Source organism: Rubinisphaera italica, from assembly GCF_007859715.1.
Taxonomy (GTDB): Bacteria; Planctomycetota; Planctomycetia; order Planctomycetales; family Planctomycetaceae; genus Rubinisphaera; species Rubinisphaera italica.
Genome location: NZ_SJPG01000001.1, coordinates 21,090 through 43,758 on the forward strand (window position 1 = coordinate 21,090; position 22,669 = coordinate 43,758).

Consider the following 22,669-nt stretch of genomic DNA (forward strand, 5'->3'; position numbering starts at 1 on the left):
TGAGTGGTGAGTGTAAAATCGAATCGATGATCTATTAGAGATTCGATACCTTTGTGGCAGAGAGAAAAAGAAACTCGGGTAACCCAGATAGCTCCGCTATCTGGGTGGACGAAGTCAAAAAGAGGCTTCAGTTTGAGGATCGAAATTTATTAAGGATCCATTGCTCCCAATAAACTATAGTACTAATCACACTGAGCTGGAATTCAATTCAATCGCAAATGCAGGTGTGCCACGGCTCTGTGAGCCGTGCGAAATGCGGGTGAATCCACTACCAAGTATTTCTCACATTCACAAAATCAATTTTATGAAAAATCAATCTTATCAACTTGGAGAACAGAATTCTCCTCTCCAAAATAATGACGCGCACTTGACCATTTCCAATCAGAAGGATGAGAGACTAATTCTCTTCGAACAGGATTCGCATGAATGTAATCGATGACATTTTCAATGGATTTACTTTCGAAAAGATTTTCATCAAACCCGCCCCCAGGTTGCCAGAATCGAAAAACCTCACGTGCTCCATGATAAGTTGTAAGGCAGTTTAGCCAGCCTGTCTCACAGTTCTCAACTAAATATTTCTTGGCGTTTCTGGAAACAGGTGATTTGAGTGCTGCCAATATCCGTCTGATTTCATAGTGATCATTGTTGGGATAGACAAGTAGATGGACATGTTCAGGCATTATCACATATGCCAGAATCGAAACATCCAAGTTTATTCTCATTTGCGAAATGGCATCGATCACCCAATTTCTGGATCGATCTTTATTAAGCAAAGGCATTCTTTTCCAGCATGAAAAAGTGAGAAAGTGAGCATGCCGAGGATCGTTGTACGCACGACGCTTTTTGAAATTTCGCTTCTCAATCATATTCAATGGTCGAAGTACATTAAATTGTGTCACACTCATCGAGCCGTGTTTGCTTCCACTCCACCCGCATTTTGCACGGCTCACAGAGCCGTGGCACGCTGGGAACACGTTTAAAACATGGATCACAGACTCAATAAATGCCTTCTTACGATGACTTATTTTTTGCAACAAATGTTTTGCCCACCCGATCAGAAATTGAACTACATAGCCACCAGAGAGAAGATCAAAACGACTGCGGTGATGACAATCGCAATAACTAGACAGACCAGAAAAATTCCTAATTCCACCAGGCAGGCTCGAAGAAATGAAAGCTCAAACTGGGCTCCAATTAACAATGATTGGAGGCAAAATATGATCGGAAAGCCAATCAATCCACTGATATCTGGCTCTCCTCTTTGTGGCATACTACCGTATAACGCCAGACGGAATAAGATCTGTTGGATCGTAGAAATCAAGATCAATATAAAAGAAACGCCATAGGCATGACCAAAGCCGACATCCAAACCCGCAAACCACTTCAGCGACGCTCGAAGAATAATGGTCCAAATTGGAAGCGTCACCAGAGCAAACAATGCCAGTACAAATAATAAGATGCCGAATATTAGGGCTAGGTTGATGGGCTTTGCCTGAGCGAAAAGCAGCATACAGTCATTCATCTTGGTTCTCTGTTTTCTTATTAATGTTGAATCACGCTCCCAGATTGCGGCGGATCACATAGATGACTAATTCAAATAACATAAACCCCCCAATTACCAGAGAGGCGAGTTGAGATGATACAGGAGCACCATAATCCCTGGATTTTTTCGAACTGGATTTCCCGCGGGAGCGTCGAGCAGGAGGCAACTCATCGGAGATCGGAGCATAGTCCTTGTGACTATCGATAGAGTTCAGTGCGTCGGCGAATTCATCCTCTTCATTTTTGCGTCGACGAGGCCGCGGGACTTTGAGGATTGTATCGCATCCGGGACATTGTATTTTCTTTCCAGCCGCCGAATCTTTCGCCTTAAGAGGTCGAAAGCAATGCTTGCATTCCATACGGATTGACATGAGAACCCCCCAAATTAACACTGATTTATACAACGCGAGGAAGGTATCGTTTGTATACAACTCAGTCAAGTTTGTACACGAATTACAATTTGAGAATCTAGTTAATGATCTCTGAATATGTGATTCGTGGCGCAAAAAAAGCAGCACTAAACTGAATTAGTGCTGCTTGATGTATCAATTGATACAGTCATGCGAATATCTTTTTCGAATCGTGGGTAGCCCCGCACGAAGTTCTGGATTAACTCAACATCAAACTGAAGGCCTCTTGTGGACTTCGTCCACCCAGATAGCGGAGCTATCTGGGCTACCCGATTTTCTATTCAAATCACCTACGAAATCGTGCCACCGTACTGAGCGGTATGACCCAGGATTTCTTCGATTCGCAGTAACTGATTGTACTTCGCGATCCGGTCTGTTCGGCTGGCAGAACCGGTTTTGATCTGTCCAGTTCCCAGTGCGACGGCCAAATCGGCGATGGTTGTGTCTTCGGTTTCGCCGGAACGATGGCTCATGACCGCTGTGTATTTGTTGCGATAAGCCAGGTTGACCGCTTCGATGGTTTCGGTCAGGGTGCCGATCTGGTTCACTTTGACGAGGATACTGTTGGCGATGTTCTCATCAATTCCGCGTTGCAATCTCTTGGAATTGGTTACGAACAGGTCGTCGCCGACAAGCTGACATTTGTCGCCGACAGCTTCGGTCAGCTGCTTCCAGCCATCCCAATCATCTTCGCCGCAGCCATCTTCGACCGAGCAAATTGGATATTTGTTGACCCAACTGGCCAGCAATTCGACGAATCCTGCGGAGTCGTAAGAGGTGCCTTCGAGGTTGTATTGCTTCTTCTTGTCGTCATAAAATTCAGAAGCGGCACAGTCGAGAGCGATTTTGATCTGCTCGCCCGGCTTGTATCCGGCCTTTTCGATGGCGGTCAAAATGACTTCAATCGCTTCCTGAGAGTTCGGCAGGTCTGGAGCAAAGCCCCCTTCATCACCAACGGCAGTGCTCATCCCTTTGTCGGCGAGGACTTTTTTCAGAGCGTGGAAAATTTCTGCACCGGCTCGCAAAGCGTCCGAAAAGCAGGAGAAGCCGAGAGGCATGACCATGAATTCCTGGATGCCGATTCCGTTGTTGGCGTGTTCGCCACCGTTAATGATGTTCATCATTGGAGCTGGCAGAACAGTCGCGGCTGGTCCGCCGATGTAGCGGAACAATGGCAATTCGCAAGATCGGGCGGCAGCGTGAGCGGCAGCCATTGAGCAAGCCAGAATCGCATTAGCTCCCAGTCGAGATTTGTTTTCGGTGCCGTCGGCATCGATCATTGCTTTATCAAGAGCAACCTGTTCGGTCACATCCATATCGTAAAGCAGATCGGCAATTTCGCCGTTCACATTCTGGACGGCATTCAAAACGCTCTTGCCGAGATAAACTGATTTGTCGCCATCCCGCAATTCGCAGGCTTCGTGAGTTCCGGTACTGGCTCCACTTGGAACAGCGGCCCGGCCGAGGGTGCCATCTTCGAGTTCGATGTCGACCTCAACGGTTGGATTTCCACGGCTATCCAAAATTTGACGTGCGAAAACTCCAGAAATTGCCAATCCCATGATCGTGACCTCTTTATGATTTGTTGAATGTTGAGGGTTTATTGTTGAGGGGTCTAGAATTGCTGAAGCCAGTAATGCCTGACTTGCAATGAACCCATATTTCGTACGTGAACCGATTGCGTTTTACCACGCTTTGCCCGAAACATCCACGCAAGGTGGGCGGAAATCGGGAAATCCAACTGATTCCAACGTATGTCTTAGTGTTGATTTTTGTCGGAATTTGTTGCGAAAAATCGAACAACCATCCAGATCGCCATGGCGATCACACCCAGTGCCGGGGCGATGTGCATCGGCTCAGATAGGTAGTGCCAAATGGTTGATTGAGTTTCCGGCTGACCGTGACCGGGGTGCGCCCAGGCGGTTGACGGAACAATTCCGATCAGAAAAATGAATGTCAGCAGGTTCAGGATTTGAGTGATTTTGTTTCGCATAATCAATTCAGGAGCGGTTAGAAAAGGAATTGTGTTCGAGAAATCAGACTGGGTGGCGGGGGCGCTCCGCTTAGCGGAAGCCCCCGGACGTTAAAATTCGGGGGGTTCTCTTCGAGGCGCCCCCGCCACTCGGTGACTATTTACTCTGCAGAAATCTGATACAACTTCTGCTCTGTAATATACCGCTCAACCGGTCTGGGTGTAAGGAAACGGATAGAGAGATTTTTCGAAGCTCGATCCCGCATCATACTGGCGGAGATTTCTATGCCCGGCATTTGAATGATCTGCACCGATTTTCTCACGGAATCCGGCAGTTGCAGGCACATCTCATCGATCTCCGCTTCGCTCATCTGGCCCCGATTGACAGCCGCGATGGTGGCCAGTTCAGCGATTTTCTCGGGATCTCGCCAAGTTGGAAAGTCGTTGAGTGAGTCGGCTCCGATGAGAAAAAAGAGTTCGTCATCTGGGAATTCGGCTCGGAGTTCGGTCAGCGTGTCGACTGAATAACAGACTTCGCCCTTCTTGATTTCGCGAGAATCGACCACAAATTCCGGGATTCCAGCGGTCGCAAAGTCGAGCATATACTGCCGTTGCTTGGCAGAGGTCGTCTTTTCGTTCGTCTTATGTGGCGAACAAAACGTGGGCAGAAAGCGGATTTGATCCAACTGACACTCGACCAGACAGGTCTCCGCCAGGATCAAATGCCCCAGATGCACGGGATCGAACGTCCCCCCAAATATCCCAATTCTCATCGCAACCTCGTTGGAAAATCGTAATTGTTTCACGTGAAACTGTGATCAATTTTCCGGGGAGGTCAAGGGTAGTCGTTAGTGAATAGTGAATAGTAATTAGTAGTTTTGCAGGAATTGATTCAGAAACGACCTCGAAAATCAAATTCTGCGATATGTGCGTTTCGAGTGGAATTCCAGAACTATTAACTAATAACTAGCAACTATTCACTATAAAAAAACAGCACGGCGAGTCCCCTCAATGCTCCCAGCATCTCTCGCCGCGCTGATATCAAGCTCGAACTCGCGAAGAGCCGAGCGGTGTTTTCGTGTTGATTACCTGAAACATAGGTCGGTAAATGAGGGAGTCAAATATTTTTGGGCTGGCTAATAAAACTGATTTGGAGTTGGGGGGAGCTGCGCTAAGACCCCAGCCACCCTCGCCAGCGCATAAAATAAGAGCGATCTCCAATGGTGGAAACCGCTCTTATTTATGTTGATCCGTCCTCTTGACGGGAGTCGGGGTGACACGATTCGAACGTGCGACTTCCTGCTCCCAAAGCAGGCGCTCTAGCCAAGCTGAGCTACACCCCGAGGTGTTCGCGAATTCTAGGCACTTCCCCCATGCGGGTCAATCCGATCTCACGAGAATCTTTTTGGATTTTTTTAGTGCCTGTCTGAGAGACACAGGGGATGCTAATAAGTTCGCGGAAAAAGGGCCAGTGTCGAGGGGCCAGTGACCAGTGGGTTCCTGTAAGAAGTATGCCGGTACCATGCTTGCATCGCGCAGCAGGGCAAGCATGAATGGAGGTGGCTTTGAAGTGAACCAACACGCCTGGGGACTCCGCTTCGGTGTGACCCCAGCCACCCGGTAGGTTCTTTCTCAATTAAACCTATCCAACAGGTGTAGGTCAGGCAGTGCCTGACGAAATCGACAAGGTTTCAGACAGGCTGGAAGCCTTTCCTAACAGATGTTGGAGAGTTTCATCGCAATAGATTGATCATTCCAATCGACTCCAGAATCAGCCAACCAACGAACATTCCATAGGCTCCGAGCATAATGAGTGCATCTCGCCTGCGTAGGTTCATCTGGTTTCGCATCAGCACAAACACGAGCAAAGTGCTCCCAGCCAGGCAACCCAACAGAGGTGCCGAGCGACCGAAATTAAAGAGCGATGCTCCCGCAATCAAGACTCCAATCGGAACCGCGACCAGCAAATCGAACGTATTGCTGCCGAGCACATTGGCGAGCGAAGTCGTATCCTCCCCTTCTCTGCTCGTCTTCAGACTGATGAATAAATCGGGCAGACTAGACCCCGCAGCGATAATTGTCAGACCCCACAGAAAGCTTGGTGTCTCAAAAATCTCGCCCAGACGGATGGCAGAGCGAACCAGAAGTTCGACTCCTAGGGCGAGAAAAATCAGGCAGACAGCCAGCAGTCCCCAGTCTCGTTTAATATTGGCAGGTTCTGTGGTGGGCTTTTCTGGACTCGAATCCTGCGAGTCCTGCCATTGAATATAGAGATAAAACAGATACGTGAATAACGGAATCAGGGCCAGACTCCGACTGACGTATCCCGAATGGGACGCTTCTTCGCTTGGTTGAAAAACGACTCCACAGGCAAGAGTCAACGAGAAGACGGCGATCGCCAGAAGGTAGAAAAGCATCTCCTTAAAAACGATATCCCGATCTGCTTCGAGCTTTCGTGAAGCGAGCGTGCAGACGCCGGGAATCACCAGGATGTTGAAAATCGCCGAGCCGATTATGGCGGCTACTCCCAGTTCGAACTCCCCGTGCCAGGCCGTCGAAATGACAACACTCGAGAGTTCCGGAAAGCTGGAAGCGATTGCAGTGACCACTCCGCCGCGCACCACATCGGGTAAATCATAGTGAACCGAAAGTTGCTCGCTGAGCACTTCCAGCCGCGAACAGCAAACCCAGATCAGGCCGGTCGCCAGTCCGGCGATCAGTAATGCAATCAATGTAGGAGTGATCATTTAATGCCATGAAATTTATTGGAATACTGACGAGGCGAGCGGTTTGTCACTGATGCATCAAGTGGGTTTCTTTCCCTTCAGACTAACACATGTCGAAGTGATTGATAGGCGTTCTCTGGCACAAATCATCTGGAAATAAAATGTGAGTTCTGGGCGTGCCCTCGGAAAGGTATTGAAGAAACCTCACTCTCACCTCTCATCACTAATCTCTAACCTCTCTGCCGTTTCACGTGAAACGGCAGAGAAATTGTCAACATGACAAAACGACGAGTGCTCTTGTCAGAATTCGAGCCTCAATTTAGAGTCCGGCCAATCGGTAGTTTAACAGGAGCTCGCCGTCCTTTTTTTCGCCACTAGCGGTAGGTTTGAAGCGATGGATCAAAATAACGTATTCGATCAAAACAATTCTTCGATGGATCATGTTCAGTCTCACGAGGGACACAATCCAGAGTATCAGGATCAGGGCGAGGCCCCTCAACAGCAGGTGGTTCCGAAACGCCGACTCGGACGTGGACTCGATGCTCTGCTCGGTGGAGGTGGTCCTTCGAATGAGCCTTATCAAAATTCAGACTCTGCTCCGACGGTTAGCGAAGCCGGTACGATTACCGACCTGCCACTCGATCGGATTCAGAGGAATCCGAAACAGCCTCGAAAGCATTTCGAGAAAAGCGAGCTGGACGAACTGGCCAGCAGTGTCGGCAAGCACGGCATTCTTCAGCCGGTCCTGGTTCGTGAGTATGGTGATAACTACGAATTGATTGCTGGCGAACGTCGCTGGCTGGCCGCTCGTCAGGCGGGGTTGCAGAATATCCCCTGCCGTGTTGTGGATGTCATCGATAAGATCGCCTGCGAATTTTCCTTTGAAGAAAACCTGAAACGGAAAGATCTCAATGACCTCGAGAAGGCTCAGGCGTTCCGAGATTATATCGATCACTTCGAAAGCTCAGTCGAAGAACTTGGCAAGCAATTGAGTATGAGCCGCTCGGCTGTCGCCAACACTCTCCGACTGCTCGACCTGCCCGTGCCAATCAAGAATGCACTCCAGGAACAGAAACTGACCGCCGGACATGCCCGCGCGATTCTGTCTCTCAAAGACGAACAACAGCAACTCGAACTGTGCGACCGCATCCAGAAAGAGCAACTCTCGGTTCGCAAAACCGAAGCCGCCGTCAAGGAACTTCTGGGCAAGCCAGATACGGTTCCCATGACGAAGCCGGACGACAAACCGTCCAAGCCCGAGTTGAACAATCACCTCAAATCGATCGAAGAACAACTCCGCAACAGCTTCGGCGTGAAAGTCGAATTGAAACTGAAGACCGCCGACTCCGGCCAGGTCGTCCTGCACTTTGCCAACCAGAACGATTTTGATCGGATTCTCGAATCGTTGCAATCGGTTCAGGCACGAGCCGCATAATCAGTCCGTTCAGACGCCCCGTGCCAGTTAGGGCACGGGTGGTTTTTCGACAAAATATGCAACATGCTCCCAAGTCTCCCCTTGGGTTCGAGATTAAGCATGACAGGCCAACAGCCTGTCTTTTTTATTGGACATTTATGATGAGCTGAAATCCGGATTGAGGAGGGATTCTTCTCGATTCTCACCGTCTCGACTAATACGATCGGTAGAAATTTCGGAGCGCCATCATCCTGATTATTTCAAACTCAGTCTTTACAAACGCTAATGAATTGTGCAGTATAAGTAGTATAACAATCCTTGAATATGATATCTTGCTGCGTAAATTCAGGGAACGATTCTTCGCACTTCAGTGAGATCTCCCTCACTAATTTCGTCAACCTACCATTGGTCTTCGCTCAAATTGCCTCGCAGTACACGGTAAGAACAAACTCCTTTAGCCTTCACAAACCACTTTTAACTGAGAAACACTTCTCAAGTTGATAATGCAGGAATCCTCTTTCAATGTCCAAGTCTCTTTCTCTTCTGATATTAATAAGCATTTCTCTTTCAGGGTGCGGGGGTGGTGGAGATGGACCTTCTCGCGCCAGTGTGGAAGGTCAAGTGACATTTTCCGGTGAACCGGTTCAATCGGGCTTCATCCAGTTTATCCCTCAGCAAGGGGATGAAGGTGCTCCGGTCAAACTGACCATCAAGGATGGGAAGTACGACACATCGTCCGACCCGCTGGATAATCGGGGGATTCCGTTGGCGACCTGTCGCGTTGAAATCACGGCGACTCGCGATACCGGCAAGCAAATCAAAAATATGATGGGCGAAATGGAGCCCGAATCCGAACAATATATTCCCGCGAAATACAATACCGATTCTGAGCTGCAGACTGAAATTACATCTGATACTGACGAAGTCAATTATGAACTTGTTCCTTAATTTTTATGAGGTAGATCCATGCTGAAAAATCACAGATCGCAACGGTTGGCGTTTACGCTGATCGAGTTGCTCGTTGTCATCGCAATCATTGCCATCCTGGTGGCATTGTTGCTCCCTGCTGTCCAACAGGCGCGCGAAGCAGCACGCCGGTCGTCCTGCAAAAACAATCTCAAGCAGCTCGGATTGGCACTGCATAATTACCACGACATCAATGGCTGCCTGCCAATCGGATGCCTGTTCCGAGACCGTGGTGCAGGTGGTCCGTCTGCATCAAACCAGTCAACCTGGATGGCTCGGATTCTTCCTCAGATGGAACAATCGGCGCTGTATGATCGGATGGATTTTATTCGAGATAAAGTTACTGGTTGGGACCCTAACAATGTTCGGGCTGAAGTGATTCCTGGTTACCGATGTCCAAGCGATCCGAAATCGAATGCGGTTTCTGGATTCGCTCCCACTAGTTATGTTGCTTGTATTGGTGACTCCTATCGCCTTTATGGAGACGGTGGTTCGACCGCCAGTGCAGCCCAGGGCCATGGTAGTTATATCGTTGGAAATGGCACATGGGCACGGGCAGTACTGAATAACGGTAATGAAGAGGGTGTATTTGCTACGAATAGCCACTGTAAATTTCGCGACATTACCGATGGTTTGTCGAATACCATGGCGGTCTCTGAATGTCTGGTAGGCTCTGAAATCAAAGCCCTTTCAGCTGGTGACGCAAATAACTGCGATGGAAACGCAGGGACGAACAATAACAATCGCGGCTATTCCTGGATGTACGGTTATACTTCGACCTGGCCGTTTACGACCACTCGAACTCCAAATGCTCGTTCAGCAGATTGCGAACGTTTTGCGGTGTATGTGAATATGGCCGCCAGAAGCCAACACAAAGGTGGCGTGCAGATTTTGCTGAGCGATGGTTCGGTTCGATTTGCCAGCGAGAATATCAATCTGGCCACTTGGAGAAATCTCGGCCAACGAAATGATGGAAACGTCATGGGTGAGTTCTAGAACATTCCTGGATACAAAACCGACCAGTTGGAAACCAGCTTCGACTTGCCCCTTAAAATATCGGGGTGGTGAAGAGAGTCAAATTTCCTACAATATCCAATCTGAGGTTAATGAACCCGGAGCCGTCAGGCCCGGGTTTTTTTGTGGGTGGTTGCCGATTCTGTTTTCTGCCCTTCCCCATACTCATGCAGCCCATTGAGGGAAACCATGAATAAATTCCGCCGTGAATCACTCAAGCCGGCTATCGATTTTCTGGATAAGATCGTTCAGCCTCTCGTCTGTTACAGTGTGTTCATGCTGGCGTTGGAGTGTCATTTTTATCCGGAATCGAACAGTCTTCAGAGTCATCCGTTCTTCCTCTGGTCAGAACGTGGTGTCGCTTTGATTCTCACGCTCGAATATGTTCTCCGCTGGATTCGGAATTCGGGTCGAGGATTTTATCCGCTCACGACCTTCGGCCTGATCGATCTGGCGGCGATCCTCCCCTTCTGGATCGGCTTCGTGCCGGGCATCAATCAGCATTTGAAATTGATTCGGACGTTACGTGTTTTGAGAATGCTGAAGTTCTTCCGCTACAATCGCGGCCTGCAGGTGATGGCTCTCGGTTTTTATCGCGCCTACTTCAACCTCCGCCCGTTGATGCTGACTGCTATCATGGTCTTACTGCTGACGATGTTCGCACTGTATGAAATTGAAGGCCCCGAGCAGGAAGAGTTTCGTGACCTGTTCAATATCGCCTGGTTCCTGGAAGTGACTGGGACGACGGTCGGATATGGCGATCTCTCTCCCAATTCGATTGCTGGCCGTGTGATTGTGATGGTGTTTATGATCGCCGGGCTAGCCATTTTCATGGCCTGTTTCAGTGCGATCACTTCAGCATTTGATGAGGTGTTTAAAAAAGCGAACGATCCGAATTTCAATCCGCTGGATCACTTCCCGAAAATCCGTAAGCAGCAGGAACGTCTCGAAGAGCTGACTAAAGATGTCGGCACGACGGCGGCTGATGATGTGGCTGCCGAGGAGGAAATGGAGGAAGAGAAGGAGTTGGAAGAGGTGAGTTCGTAGCATACTGTTTTATCTTAATATGTAGTTTGAAGTGTGCCACTGCCGGCTTGCCCAGCAGTGATTGACACGGTGCACTTTTCTGGGGGCTACGATCCGCTTCGACCCCAGCCACCCGAAGTAAGCATTCAGCTGGAAATTCACCACCAGGTTGAAGACCTCTTGCGGACTTCGTCCTCCCAGATCGCAGAGCTATCTGGGTTACCAATTTGCGATCTTGCTGTCTGGCAGAAATCTCTGCGGGATTTGTTTTCGGAAGGCGGAGCGGGTAGGATGGCGGAATCTCGTTTTGATATTTTGCCCACGCTCACGGAAGCACAGATTCTCACATGGATGTCCCCATTCTCCATCAGCAATTGACGCCGGTTCAAATTGAAGCGGTCGAACATTTCAGTGGGCCGATGCTGGTTCTGGCGGGCCCCGGATCGGGGAAGACTCGGGTCGTCACGCATCGGGTTGCCCGGCTGATTGAAAAGGGAGTCAAGCCCTGGAATATTCTGGCGATCACGTTTACGAACAAAGCGGCCGCCGAGATGTCCGAGCGACTCAAGACGCTGACGAACAGTCAGAATCTGTGGGTCAGTACCTTCCACCGATTTTGCGCGCATGTTCTCCGGCAGCGAGCCGGGGTGGTTGGTTTGCAGCCGAACTTTACGATCCTCGACACCGCCGATCAGAAGCAGGCAATCCGGCAGGTTCTCAGCGAACTCGATTACGATGCCGCCCACTATCCACCAGGCAAGATTCTGGCGATGATCAGCAATGCCAAAAACGACATGATCACCGCTCCAATGTTCGTCGGGCAATTCGAGGATTCAGTCGCCGATCATTTCACCGCAGTCGTCGCCAAGGTGTATCCGGCGTATCAGAAGTATTTGCTCAGCTCGAATGCCGTCGACTTCGATGACCTCTTATTACACGTCGTGCATCTGTTTGAAGAGCACGATGAAATCCGTTCGCAGTACGATGATCGCTATCAGTATGTGCTCGTCGATGAATATCAGGATACGAACGAAGCTCAGTATCGGATCGTACGGGCACTGTCTCAGAACTCACGGAACCTCTCCGTCACTGGGGATCCTGACCAATCGATTTATGGTTGGCGCGGCGCGAAGATCGACAACATTCTGAAATTCGAACAGGATTATCAGGACACAAAAATCATCAAGCTGGAGCAGAACTTTCGCAGTTCGAAACTGATCCTGGCGGCGGCAGACAGTTTGATCTCACACAACCGACTTCGCAAAGCCAAGGAACTCACGACCGAAAATGCCGAAGGGGAACCGGTCGAGTTGTTGCACTTTCCAGACAGTCCTGTCGAAGCCGACAGCATCGCCCGGCACATTCGCCATACGGTGGAATCGGGAGAACGGGACTGGTTGGACTTTGCAATTTTCTATCGAGTGAATTCCATTTCGCGGCAACTCGAACTGGCACTCGGACGGCATCATGTGCCTTATCAGGTCGCGGCTGGAGTCGCGTTTTATCAACGGGCAGAAGTTCGAGATCTGCTCGCCTATCTCGATTTGGTTAACAATCCGCAAAATCGAGCTGCCTTCGTTCGTGTGGTGAATGTTCCGCTGCGTGGCATCGGCAAGACGAGTCAGTCCCGCTTAATGAACTACGCGGAGGACAAAGGGCTCACATATATCGAAGCGGCACTTCAGGCCGACGAGGTTCCAAAGATGCCGAAACGGGCGGCGGCTTCTCTCAAGGCCTTCGCCCGAATGATGGAAAATTTCTCTCTCGCCGATTCCGGTTCAGTGGCTCAACTGATTGAGGATGTCGTCGAAAAAACGGGATACACCCGGCCCTGGTCTTCGAGTCAGAATGAACAGGATATGCAGCGACTGGCCAACGTTGAAGAACTGATCTCGGCTGCTAGAAATCACGATACGATTTTCGATGCCGATACATCGCTCGAAGGATTCCTGGAAACGACCAGTCTGGTATCGGACCTGGATGCTCTCGAAGGAGATTCCGAAAAGGGCAAAGTGACTCTGATGACACTTCACGCGGCAAAGGGACTGGAGTTTCCTGTTGTCTATATTATTGGTGTCGAGCAGAACCTGTTGCCGCATGAGCGATCGTTGCGAGAAGGAAATCCAAGGGAGTACGAGGAAGAGCGTCGGTTATTATTTGTAGGCATGACTCGAGCCGAAGAGCGGCTGTATTTGACGGCGAGCAGTTATCGAGATTTGCACGGACGCTCGATGCCGACGATTCCGAGCGACTTCCTGTCAGAAATCGATCTTGTGCAAACCGATGGAACCACGCTCACAAGCGATTTTCCGGAGACCGCTTATCGACCGACTTCACTTGCCTCTAGCGATCTTTCCGACGAAGATGTTAAAGCGATTCGGGCAGCTTTGAACCGACCAGACAAACCTCAATTGACAACCGCAGCTGCGTTACTGGCCGGGAACAACTCGGCTGCTTCACTGCCGTTCAATTTTCCAATCGGCTCATCAGTTCGGCATCCGCGGTACGGATTAGGAACAGTCACGGCAGCAGGCGGATTCGGACATCGCAGGACGGTCACGGTAGAGTTCGAAGAAGAGGATCGGAGTGAGACTTTTATTGTGAGTAAGTGCCCGTTACAACGGATTGGAAATCGATGAGAATGCAGGGTGGCACGTCCCTGAGTGAAGCGAAGGGCGTGGGATGTGGATTCGCCACGCCCTTCACTTCGTTCTGGGACGTGCCACCCAATGTATGTCAGGCACTAACTGACGAAATGGAATATATAGAGAACTCCACAAAAGTGTTGGGTTACGCGTTCCCCTGGCCCAACTTACAACGCCAAAGAAACTAATAGATAAAGTAGACAACCATGAAGTTAGAGATTTTTGCAACAGAACAGGAAATGGGACAGGCCGCCGCGGAAGCAGGAGCTGAGAAAATTCGCCAGGCTCTGGCCGAACGGGGTGAAGCCCGGATTATTGTCGCAACGGGAGCCTCACAATTTACGGTGCTCGGCGCCCTGGTGAAACAACCCGACATCGACTGGTCGAAGGTCACCGGCTTTCATCTCGATGAATATCTCGGACTACCAATGACTCACCCGGCTTCCTTTCGAGGTTATCTGAAAGAGCGATTTGTCGATCAGGTTTCGCTTAAGGCATTTCATTATCTGGATGGAGAAACGGATCCGCAGCAGGAATGTGAGCGGGTCGGCAAGTTGCTGACCGAAGCTCCAATTGATGTTGCGTTTGTCGGGATCGGTGAAAATGGTCACTTGGCGTTCAACGATCCCCCGGCTGATTTTGAAACCGAGCAGCCGTATCTGGTTGTCGATCTCGATGAAGCTTGCCGTCGTCAGCAACATGGCGAAGGCTGGTTCCCGACGATGGACGATGTGCCAACTCAGGCATTGAGCATGTCCGTCAATCAGATCTTGAAAACGAACACGATCATCTGCAGCGTGCCGGATGAGCGGAAAGCGGAAGCGGTTAAGAATTCTGTCGAGGGAAAAGTGACTCCGGAAGTGCCCGCTTCCATTTTGCAAACGCATGGTGATACGACGCTGTTTCTGGATCAGGCGGCGGCGAGTTTGTTGAAGAGTTAGACGCAGGGTTGGAGATCCGGTTCTTGCTGCACCGCCCCGAAAGATTCTTTCGGGGCTATCCGGTTTAAATGGAACATCAGAGACTCAGTAGAAACCACTTTCATTCATGCTTGCCCTGCTTCGCGATACAAGCATTGCCCGCAACTCAGTAATTAAAAAGACATCCACGTCACATTTCCAGCATCATCAAATTCAATACAAAACATATCACTGAAAAAAACAAATCCATTCCAAACATTGTAGCAAAACTCCTGATCACCGTTGCGAGATTGAGGTAGTCCTGCAATTTCAATAACCATATCTCGCGTGAGTGTATCTTCCTGTGCGTATAATTGATTAAGCGTACTCTGATTAATCGCGAGACTTCTAATGCAGATTGAGATCGCACAAAAAACGAAAATAATAAACAATGGCAGAGTTTTCGAAGAGAAACGAAAGCCGCTTGTTTGCTGTGGCATTTGGTACTTTCTCGTCAGATAATGACAGGTAACAAAAGTGTTGCCGAGGACTCACATCTTTCGATCCCAACCCCTCTACCTTCCAATGTCTACCCATTCGCCGAGGCCAGTTTGCCTGGGCTGCGTTCTGGTAATGGTGGCAATTGTTCTTCGAGGATGCCTTGGGATTTTTTCCAGACGATGAGGCCTTCGATGATCATCCAGACTTGCATGATCATCACGACGACGCCGAAGCCGAACAGAACATATTTTTCGAGAGGGAGATCGGACCAGAGCCAGCCGCTGGCCGGGTTGAACATTTGCCAGAGCATTGCCCAGGCGGGCATCAATAACATGAGGCACATTGGGATGGCGACGAAGGCGACTTTCTTGCCCCGACGCCAGAGATAGAAAAAGGTGACCATCAATGCGAGACCTGCCAGTAATTGATTGGTCGCTCCGAAGAGTGGCCAGAGAATCAACCCGCCGGTGCCGTAAGCTCCACTCGGTCCGGGAAGCATTGCGACAGTGAATCCGAAGAAGACCGCGACTCCCGTAGCAACATACATATTGTTCAGCGGTTTGATGTTGAGTGTGGTGCCGAGTTCCTGGATGACGTAGCGTTGCAGACGAGTTGCGGTATCGAGTGTTGTTGCGGCAAAACAGGCGACGAGGACAGCAACAATTCCAATGCCCATCGCGATCGGAATTCCAATCGCAGAGAGGAAGTTGGCTCCGCCATCGACAAAGGCTCCGACTTTGGCAGCCAGACTAAAACCAGCCCAGCCGAGTTCGGGATTGTATCGCGAATTCCAGGCAGCCAGTTGTGTCAAATGTTCTCCGGTCGCGGTCGTCACTCCCATCCCAAGTCCAGCGGTACAGCAGAGGATGACGAGCACAGCCAGCGCTCCTTCGAGCAGCATCCCGCCGTAGCCGACGGTTTGGGCGTCGGTTTCGCAGGCGATCTGTTTACTGGTTGTGCCGCTGCTGACCAGACAATGAAAACCGCTGCAGGCTCCGCAGGCAATTGTAATGAAGAGGAACGGCATAATTGGTGGAGCATCAGCCGGGACGTTTTGGGAGATCATGGGAGCACTGGCGAACAGATCCGTTTGCTGAGTAAAGCCGGCGACGAAAACACCACCAATCAACAAGGCAAGCGCGACGATCAATTGATGAGAGTTGACATAATCTCGAGGCTGGAGCAGCATCCAGACGGGTAAGACCGAGGCGAAGTAGCAATAGATCATCAGCAGGACCGTCCAGAAAATGACGGGATTTCCCCAAGCCGCCGGCAGGGTGATGGGGAGATAATAAACACCAATGGCGACCGCTCCATAGAGAATTCCCAGGGCCAGCAATGAGGGAACCAATAAACTTCCCGTTCGATTGTGCGACCAGAATCCAATCGCGATGGCGACGGGCATCGCCAGCCATACCGAGAGGACGGACTCGGGATAGATTTTGAAGATGACGGCAATCACCAGACCGAAAATTGCCAGGACGACCGTCAATGCAAAAAAGAGAATTAAGAGGAAAAGAACGCGGGCGCGTTTGGAAATGAGACGGCCTGCGACTTCACCGACGGTTTGTCCGCGATTACGCAGGGAGATGACCAGGGCTCCGAAATCGTGGACGGCTCCGATGAAAATTGAGCCGAAGATGACCCATAAAAGAGCGGGCAACCAGCCCCAGAAAACTGCGATCGCAGGACCAACAATCGGTCCGGTGCCGGCGATGCTGGTGAAGTGGTGTCCGAAGATGACGCTCTTTTTGGTCGGAACAAAATCGACATCATCTCGCAATTCTTCGCTCGGCATGAGAGCGTGGTCATCGAGCTGGAAGATTCGTTTGGAGAGATATCGTCCATACGTATTGTAAGCAATGATAAAACCAGCCATCGAAGCGACAGCGACAAATAACGTCCACATAGTGAGCACCCGGAGTGAAAAAGTTAAGAAACTCTCAATGCAGTTCTGACTAAGGCATTGGATTATCATTCTGCACAAAGCAGGCGAGACTTCCAAGCCTGAGTCGAATCAATTTGTGTTGATGGGGATAATTTACGGCAGGCAAGCTAAAACAGATTTCAATTTCAGTAGTCTGAATTTGAAATCTACGTCAATTGAAACACTGCTGAACAAGATGGCAGTTCCGCGATTCCAAGAGTAATCGTTGTTGGCGGGGTGACTGGGATCGACCGAAGTGAGCCCTCAGATTTTATTAACATTCTGGGGGCTTCGCTGTGCTTCGACCCCAGCCACCCCTTCGAGTGACCCTTGTCTCCAAGCTCCCCTTCGTCATTTAATCGATAAAGTCATTATAGTCGTTGCAAATTACCAGGTCTTTCTGGTTGAACAGAGAAATCAGAGAATCTGTCTTTGCCTGATGTACCTAACGTGACGATTCGGGAAGTATCCCTGATGATGTCGAACATTCCGGGAGGTCTCATTCAATGGCGATAGCCTGCTGTGGAGAGACCAAACTGGAATGGGCGATCACCATGAGTATTGTCGTTGATGTCGTCGCAAAGCAGACTAATGCTGTTCGCCCATCACATCACCGATCGCCGGTTCAAGCAGGGACGTTTTTGGGAACGGCGATAGGAATCTATCCACACCACATATCATTCCCCCATTTATTACCGAACGTTTCAGACGGGTCTGCGTTCGATTGATTTGAAAGGAGCCTACAGGATGTTGGTTCTTTCCCGACAGCGCGATGAGAGCATCATGATCGGTGATCATATTAAAATCACTATCGTCGATATCCGTGGAGATAAAATCCGCATCGGAATCCAGGCCCCTGCTGATGTCGCAGTACATCGTGAAGAGGTTTACAACGCGATTCAAACCGAAAAACAAATCGAAAAATCGGCGAATCCGGTAGAGGGGAAATAATTTCCTGCGTTAACCGGTAATATCGAGGAATCATGTAATCGCCATCGCAATTTTGCGATGGCGATTTTTTGTACATTTGTCTCGTTTTGGCGTCATTCGAAAATGGAGAGGTCAATCCTTTTCTGCATATGGCATCTGCAATGAGTATGGAAATGAGGGTAATCTCCTCAATTCTCCCGTCTTGAGGGTTACCCATTTACCTTATTTAAGTTTTTCTTTTTATTTTACCTGTATTGCTCAAGTGGTTTATCCGTAATGTCCGATGGAAGAATGATAGCCGGCATTGTCATCGGACGATGTAGGTTGCAACGCAGATATGTAATTCTGCGCTGCCTCTCCGTTTGACCAACGGGTGAGATCACTTTTCCGGGAGGCTTCCGGGTTTGGATCGAGACGACGGGTCATGGACGGAACATAAGCAGGATGCCCTTTGGCAAGGAATGCCAGTTCTGGTGAGTCATTCAGTGTGAGAGACATCGCGTCATTACTACTGAGATAGCCATCTGAACATGTCGAAACCCAGAAACCTGGCCCCGTCTAGAGAAAAAGCGGTTCAGTCAGAAAATAGGAAAGGCGATTCCCAATGACGAGAATTAACACAAACGTCGCCTCATTGCGAGGCTTGCGTAGTTTGAACCGGGCTAACGACCTGCAGAATACCGCATTGACGCGGTTGTCAACAGGTTTGAAGATCAACTCCGGTAAAGACAATCCTGCTGGCTTGATTGCTGGCGAAACTTTACGTTCACAGATTTCTTCGATTGAGCAATCGATCAAGAACAGTAACCGAGCTAATAACGTGCTCGCAACTGCCGATGCGGCTCTGGGCGAAGTCAACAACCTGCTCAATCAGGTTCGTGGACTGGTTCAGGAAACATTGAACAGTGGTGCGTTGTCACAATCAGAAGTTGAGGCGAATCAGCTTCAGGTCGACGCGGCTCTGTCTGCGATCAACCGAATTTCTGCCAATACAACATTCGCCGGCGATAAGTTAATCGACGGCAGCAAAGCTTTCGTGACCAACTTGACGAAGGCAGATTCTGCAAAACTGGCCGACTTCCAGATTAATGAAGCCGTATTCAGTACGTCTTCAACAATCGAAATCGAAGCTGCTATTACTCAAGCTGCTGAAAAAGCTGAGTTGCGTTACGGCGGTGGAAATCTGAACTCTGCTTCGACCGTCGAACTCTCTGGTACCAAAGGATCTCAGGTTATCTTTCTGGGTGGAGCCAGTACCACAGGTGATATTAAGAACGCGATTAATGCCGCTTCTGATGTGACTGGTGTGAAAGCCAGTTTTGATCCTGGTTTGACCTTTGGACTCGAGGCGACGAAATCGTTTGCGAATGTCAATACAGGGACTGCAAGTGTTAACACTTTGGATTCCCAGTTTGGTGCCACGAGTACTGCCCTGTCGACTTTGACATTCACAGATGCACGTGCAACTCAAACTCAGGGATCAGATGCCTCTCTGGGTGGAACGATCAGCGTTGTGTTTGCCGATACCGTGACTGCTGGTACGACAACCAATACGGCTTCCGTTTCCAGTGTTGCCACGACAGCCAATGGTGACACAACCATTACTATCGAAATTGGTAACTCAACCAGCGGTACTGCAGCTGTGACTTCGACGATTACCGATATTACCGCTCTGATTAACAGCGGAACCTCTGCCAATGCAGTCGCTGCCCGTAGCTATGTCAGTGCTTCCGGTTCAACTGCAGTGACCGTTTCAACGGCTGCTTCTGCTGACCTGGCTGGCGGTGATGATGTTGCTGATATCAAATTCCTGGATAACCGGAATGATGGATCTGGTGGATCTGTCAGTGCACTTGGCGGCGAAGTCTTCGTTCAGTTTGTCGATAGTGCGACTGGAACATCTTCAGCCTCTGCTTCGATTTCCAGTGTTTCGACAAATGCCGAAACTGGAGACACAACGATTCAGATTCAACTGGCTAAAACCAGTGGCACAACCACTTCGACAATTTCCGATATCCTGGCGTTGGTCAATAGCGGAACATCAACCAATGCAATCGCTGCTCAGAGCTTCATCTCTGCAGAAGCGACATCAGCTGATTCAACGAATACGTCAACGTTCTCAGTGCAGACTTCTGCGACACAGTTGCTCGGCGGAAACGATGGAGCCAATAACGACATCACCTTCAACGATGCCCGAGCTTACGGCACCGATGGGGTTGTCAATGTGGTCTTCGCTTCAACAAGTGCTGCCAATGCAACATTGTCTGTGAGCGTGGCCGCAACAGGGACCTCGGATAACACAATCACGGTGAATCTGGCGACTGACGAATTTGGTAATGTCACTTCGACAGCTGATGAAATTCGGACTTTTATCTCGACTGACACCAGCGATGGAGCAGCGACCGCTCGAGGCTTGGTCAATGTTGAAGTTGAAGGTAATGGTTCAGAAGCGGTGACTGCTCAAGCTCAGCAGACGGTCGATATTGCCAGCCGAATTCTGAAATTGAATAGTAGCGAATTCGGTGAAAATCAGTTTGTCGCGGTGAATGTGCTGGATGGCGGATTCTCGACGACAACAACGGATAATGTCACCGAAAGCAGCCGGGATACTGGTAAAGATCTCGAAGCCGTTATTAACGGTCAGGTTGCTCAAACGAGTGGTCTGCAGGCTCGAATCAAAACCGCTTCACTGGATGCTTCGTTGAGCTTCAATGAAGACAATAACGTCCGAGGTCGCCGTGCCAATGTCACGATCACTGGTGGGGGTTCCCTCTTCCAGATTGGTCAGGAAGTCTCGGCTGCCGGCCAAATTGGTATCGGAATCGAAGCGGTCAACACCGCCCGACTCGGTGGTATTGCTGGTAAGTTGTACGAACTCGGTTCCGGAGCCGGTAAGAGCTTGCTCGATATCGGTCCTGATACCCCAGGTAGTGCACTGGTCGACATCGTCGAACAGTCGATCAATCGAGTTTCGACTCTGCGTGGTCGACTCGGTGCGATCCAGAAGAACGTGATCGACACCAACGTGAACTCGCTCGGAGTTGCTCTGGAAAACATTTCCGAAGCCCGATCGGTCATCGTTGATACCGACTTCGCCGAAACGACAGCCGAACTGACCAAGTCTCAGATTCTGAGCCAGTCTGGTATTTCGGTTCTGGCAATTGCTAACCAAAATCCATCTCAGGTACTTTCCCTCCTGGGATAATCTGAGAAACCCTCTCGCAGGGTGAAGACAGCATGACGCTGATATGCTCCCCGACTTCATGATGAGGTCGGGGAGTTTTTTTGTTTAGGGTTTAGGGTTTAGGGTTGAAATGGTGTTGCCATGTGTGTGGTAAGTTTTGAGAAGTTTCTTTGAGGATGCTCCAAATGGCCTGTCTTTCAGGAATTGGGATTTGATAATTGTCGTTGTCTTTGCTGGCGTTCAATGTCAACTTGAGTTGATGAAAGACCGCGTTCAACAGATCTTCTGGTAATGCATTGAACGATTCTGAATAAATGAGATAGCTACAGGGATATTTGAAGAGTCTGTGTGTCAAATCGAATTGATGAAGGGAGCGTCCCTGAGAATCGAATGGGGGTTTCGACTCGAAGTCGTCTTGAAACGGGCTGGTTCCCTTGACCGGGCTGAGCAGGCGTGCTTCCTGCTTAAACAGGAGTCCTTCGACAATGCGAGACGCCAGGAGATTTAAACGGTAGTTCGATTCTTCCGAGAGTCCAGAATCTGAATTTTCTTGTTGCGTCTCTTGAGATTTGAGCTCTTCACAGTAGATACGCCATTCGATGTTGGCCGCGGTGATGAGATTGTGCATGGTGATTTGATGTTCAAGAACCATCAAGGCAACGAGATCGCTGTGAGATGTGGGGTAGAGAGAGGGATCGAACTTTTTTGACAGATCGATCAGATTTGCACCTGACTCCTCGTCGGTTGGCAACCAGCTATGGGAGTCTTCACTCCATAAATTCCCCATATGTTTTTGCTCACCATGTGTCCCGGTGACATACCAGCCTCCCCAGCGTTCACTCAGCGGACTTCGGTCGGTTGTGCGATAGGCGACCGATTGCAGCATCGGCATTCCTGTTCGATCCGTATGAACTGAGCGAACGATATGCCCGGGAATTCGATCGGTATGAGTTGAGGCATGGCAGAGCAGACATTGTCCAAATTGCCGGGTAATTTTCGGAGGATTTGTCAGTTGCTTTTGATCGATTGTGTAAAACACAGCTCCGAGCTGCGGATCTGCGACGGAAATCTCAATGATTTCGCCTTCGGGAATCCAGCCAACATAAACATCCTCATTAAAGAAAAGAGCCCGCGGTGACTCAGGAGAGATAAATCGTCGTTGTCGGCTGGTTTTTGAAAACACCAGTGTTTGAGATGCTGTTGAGATCTCCAGAACCTCAAGGAGAGAATCCAGATAACCCCGCTCGTCTGTATAGTTGAGCTCGACGGCTTTGGAGTCAATCTTTCGAATCAGTTCCGTAATCGGGTTGGAGGGTTCAGAGGTGGAATAATGAATAGGAGATTTTTCAAATTCAATTTGTGCGCGAGCCGTATTCTCGAGTAAGACGGTGAATAGTAAAGTCCATGCAAGTTGAGAAAGATGAGAGATTGCCATACAGGTAAACATTTTCGTTTAAACGGAGTAAATCCGTACCAATTAAAAAAGGCCGGGGGCACCGGCCTTTAATACAGG

At 49.6% G+C, this 22,669-nt stretch carries 18 protein-coding genes and 1 tRNA gene; 8 read left to right on the forward strand and 11 right to left on the reverse strand.

Features of this window, described 5'->3' with window-relative positions; genetic code table 11:
• Window positions 1-302: 302 nt before the first annotated feature.
• From Pan54_RS00095 to Pan54_RS00130, 8 genes are all read right to left on the reverse strand, one after another.
• On the reverse strand, window positions 303-905 hold the full coding sequence (locus Pan54_RS00095) for an REP-associated tyrosine transposase (RefSeq protein WP_146501477.1): 603 nt from the start codon (window positions 903-905) through the stop codon (window positions 303-305).
• Window positions 906-1,066: 161 nt separating this feature from the next.
• Window positions 1,067-1,522, reverse strand: coding sequence for a hypothetical protein (locus Pan54_RS00100; RefSeq protein ID WP_146501478.1), 456 nt, complete (start codon window positions 1,520-1,522; stop codon window positions 1,067-1,069).
• 31 nt (window positions 1,523-1,553) lie between these two features.
• Entirely contained in the window at window positions 1,554-1,913 is a 360-nt protein-coding gene (locus tag Pan54_RS00105; protein WP_146501479.1) for a hypothetical protein, read from the reverse strand.
• A gap of 329 nt (window positions 1,914-2,242) precedes the next feature.
• Window positions 2,243-3,514 carry a phosphopyruvate hydratase gene (gene eno, locus Pan54_RS00110; RefSeq protein WP_146501480.1) on the reverse strand — a complete coding sequence of 424 codons (1,272 nt, stop codon included), beginning with the start codon at window positions 3,512-3,514 and terminating at the stop codon, window positions 2,243-2,245.
• A gap of 197 nt (window positions 3,515-3,711) precedes the next feature.
• On the reverse strand, window positions 3,712-3,945 hold the full coding sequence (locus Pan54_RS00115) for a hypothetical protein (protein WP_207310000.1): 234 nt from the start codon (window positions 3,943-3,945) through the stop codon (window positions 3,712-3,714).
• A gap of 140 nt (window positions 3,946-4,085) precedes the next feature.
• Window positions 4,086-4,697 carry a nicotinate-nucleotide adenylyltransferase gene (nadD, locus tag Pan54_RS00120; protein WP_146501481.1) on the reverse strand — a complete coding sequence of 204 codons (612 nt, stop codon included), beginning with the start codon at window positions 4,695-4,697 and terminating at the stop codon, window positions 4,086-4,088.
• 495 nt (window positions 4,698-5,192) lie between these two features.
• Window positions 5,193-5,267, reverse strand: a tRNA-Pro gene (locus Pan54_RS00125).
• A 390-nt stretch (window positions 5,268-5,657) separates the two neighbouring features.
• Entirely contained in the window at window positions 5,658-6,671 is a 1,014-nt protein-coding gene (locus tag Pan54_RS00130; RefSeq protein WP_207310001.1) for a sodium:calcium antiporter, read from the reverse strand.
• Window positions 6,672-7,044: 373 nt separating this feature from the next.
• Between Pan54_RS00130 and Pan54_RS00135 the strand changes: the two genes are divergently transcribed.
• The 6 genes from Pan54_RS00135 (at window position 7,045) to Pan54_RS00160 (ending at window position 14,656) form a co-directional block, all read left to right on the forward strand.
• Entirely contained in the window at window positions 7,045-8,085 is a 1,041-nt protein-coding gene (locus Pan54_RS00135) for a ParB/RepB/Spo0J family partition protein (RefSeq protein WP_146501482.1), read from the forward strand.
• Between the two features lie 501 nt (window positions 8,086-8,586).
• Entirely contained in the window at window positions 8,587-9,012 is a 426-nt protein-coding gene (locus tag Pan54_RS00140) for a hypothetical protein (protein ID WP_146501483.1), read from the forward strand.
• An 18-nt stretch (window positions 9,013-9,030) separates the two neighbouring features.
• Window positions 9,031-10,026 carry a DUF1559 domain-containing protein gene (locus Pan54_RS00145; protein WP_146501484.1) on the forward strand — a complete coding sequence of 332 codons (996 nt, stop codon included), beginning with the start codon at window positions 9,031-9,033 and terminating at the stop codon, window positions 10,024-10,026.
• A gap of 207 nt (window positions 10,027-10,233) precedes the next feature.
• Window positions 10,234-11,091, forward strand: a complete 858-nt coding sequence (locus Pan54_RS00150) for an ion transporter (RefSeq protein WP_146501485.1) — start codon at window positions 10,234-10,236, stop codon at window positions 11,089-11,091.
• A 326-nt stretch (window positions 11,092-11,417) separates the two neighbouring features.
• Window positions 11,418-13,709, forward strand: coding sequence for an ATP-dependent helicase (locus Pan54_RS00155; protein WP_146501486.1), 2,292 nt, complete (start codon window positions 11,418-11,420; stop codon window positions 13,707-13,709).
• 212 nt (window positions 13,710-13,921) lie between these two features.
• The gene (locus tag Pan54_RS00160; protein WP_146501487.1) at window positions 13,922-14,656 is read left to right on the forward strand and encodes a glucosamine-6-phosphate deaminase; all 735 of its coding nucleotides are present in this window, start codon (window positions 13,922-13,924) and stop codon (window positions 14,654-14,656) included.
• Between the two features lie 547 nt (window positions 14,657-15,203).
• Here the strand turns inward: Pan54_RS00160 and Pan54_RS00165 are convergent.
• Window positions 15,204-17,024 (reverse strand): carbon starvation CstA family protein, encoded by a 1,821-nt coding sequence (locus tag Pan54_RS00165; RefSeq protein ID WP_146501488.1) that lies wholly within the window; start codon window positions 17,022-17,024, stop codon window positions 15,204-15,206.
• Between the two features lie 765 nt (window positions 17,025-17,789).
• Here Pan54_RS00165 and csrA point away from each other — a divergent pair.
• Window positions 17,790-17,993, forward strand: a complete 204-nt coding sequence (csrA, locus tag Pan54_RS00170) for a carbon storage regulator CsrA (RefSeq protein WP_146501489.1) — start codon at window positions 17,790-17,792, stop codon at window positions 17,991-17,993.
• 246 nt (window positions 17,994-18,239) lie between these two features.
• On the opposite strand, the gene Pan54_RS00175 is transcribed toward csrA, so the two are convergent.
• The gene (locus Pan54_RS00175; RefSeq protein ID WP_146501490.1) at window positions 18,240-18,470 is read right to left on the reverse strand and encodes a hypothetical protein; all 231 of its coding nucleotides are present in this window, start codon (window positions 18,468-18,470) and stop codon (window positions 18,240-18,242) included.
• A 106-nt stretch (window positions 18,471-18,576) separates the two neighbouring features.
• On the opposite strand from Pan54_RS00175, the gene Pan54_RS00180 reads away from it, so the two are divergent.
• On the forward strand, window positions 18,577-21,177 hold the full coding sequence (locus Pan54_RS00180; protein ID WP_146501491.1) for a flagellin N-terminal helical domain-containing protein: 2,601 nt from the start codon (window positions 18,577-18,579) through the stop codon (window positions 21,175-21,177).
• Window positions 21,178-21,268: 91 nt separating this feature from the next.
• On the opposite strand, the gene Pan54_RS00185 is transcribed toward Pan54_RS00180, so the two are convergent.
• Window positions 21,269-22,591 carry a hypothetical protein gene (locus Pan54_RS00185; RefSeq protein WP_146501492.1) on the reverse strand — a complete coding sequence of 441 codons (1,323 nt, stop codon included), beginning with the start codon at window positions 22,589-22,591 and terminating at the stop codon, window positions 21,269-21,271.
• Between the last annotated feature and the right edge of the window lie 78 nt (window positions 22,592-22,669).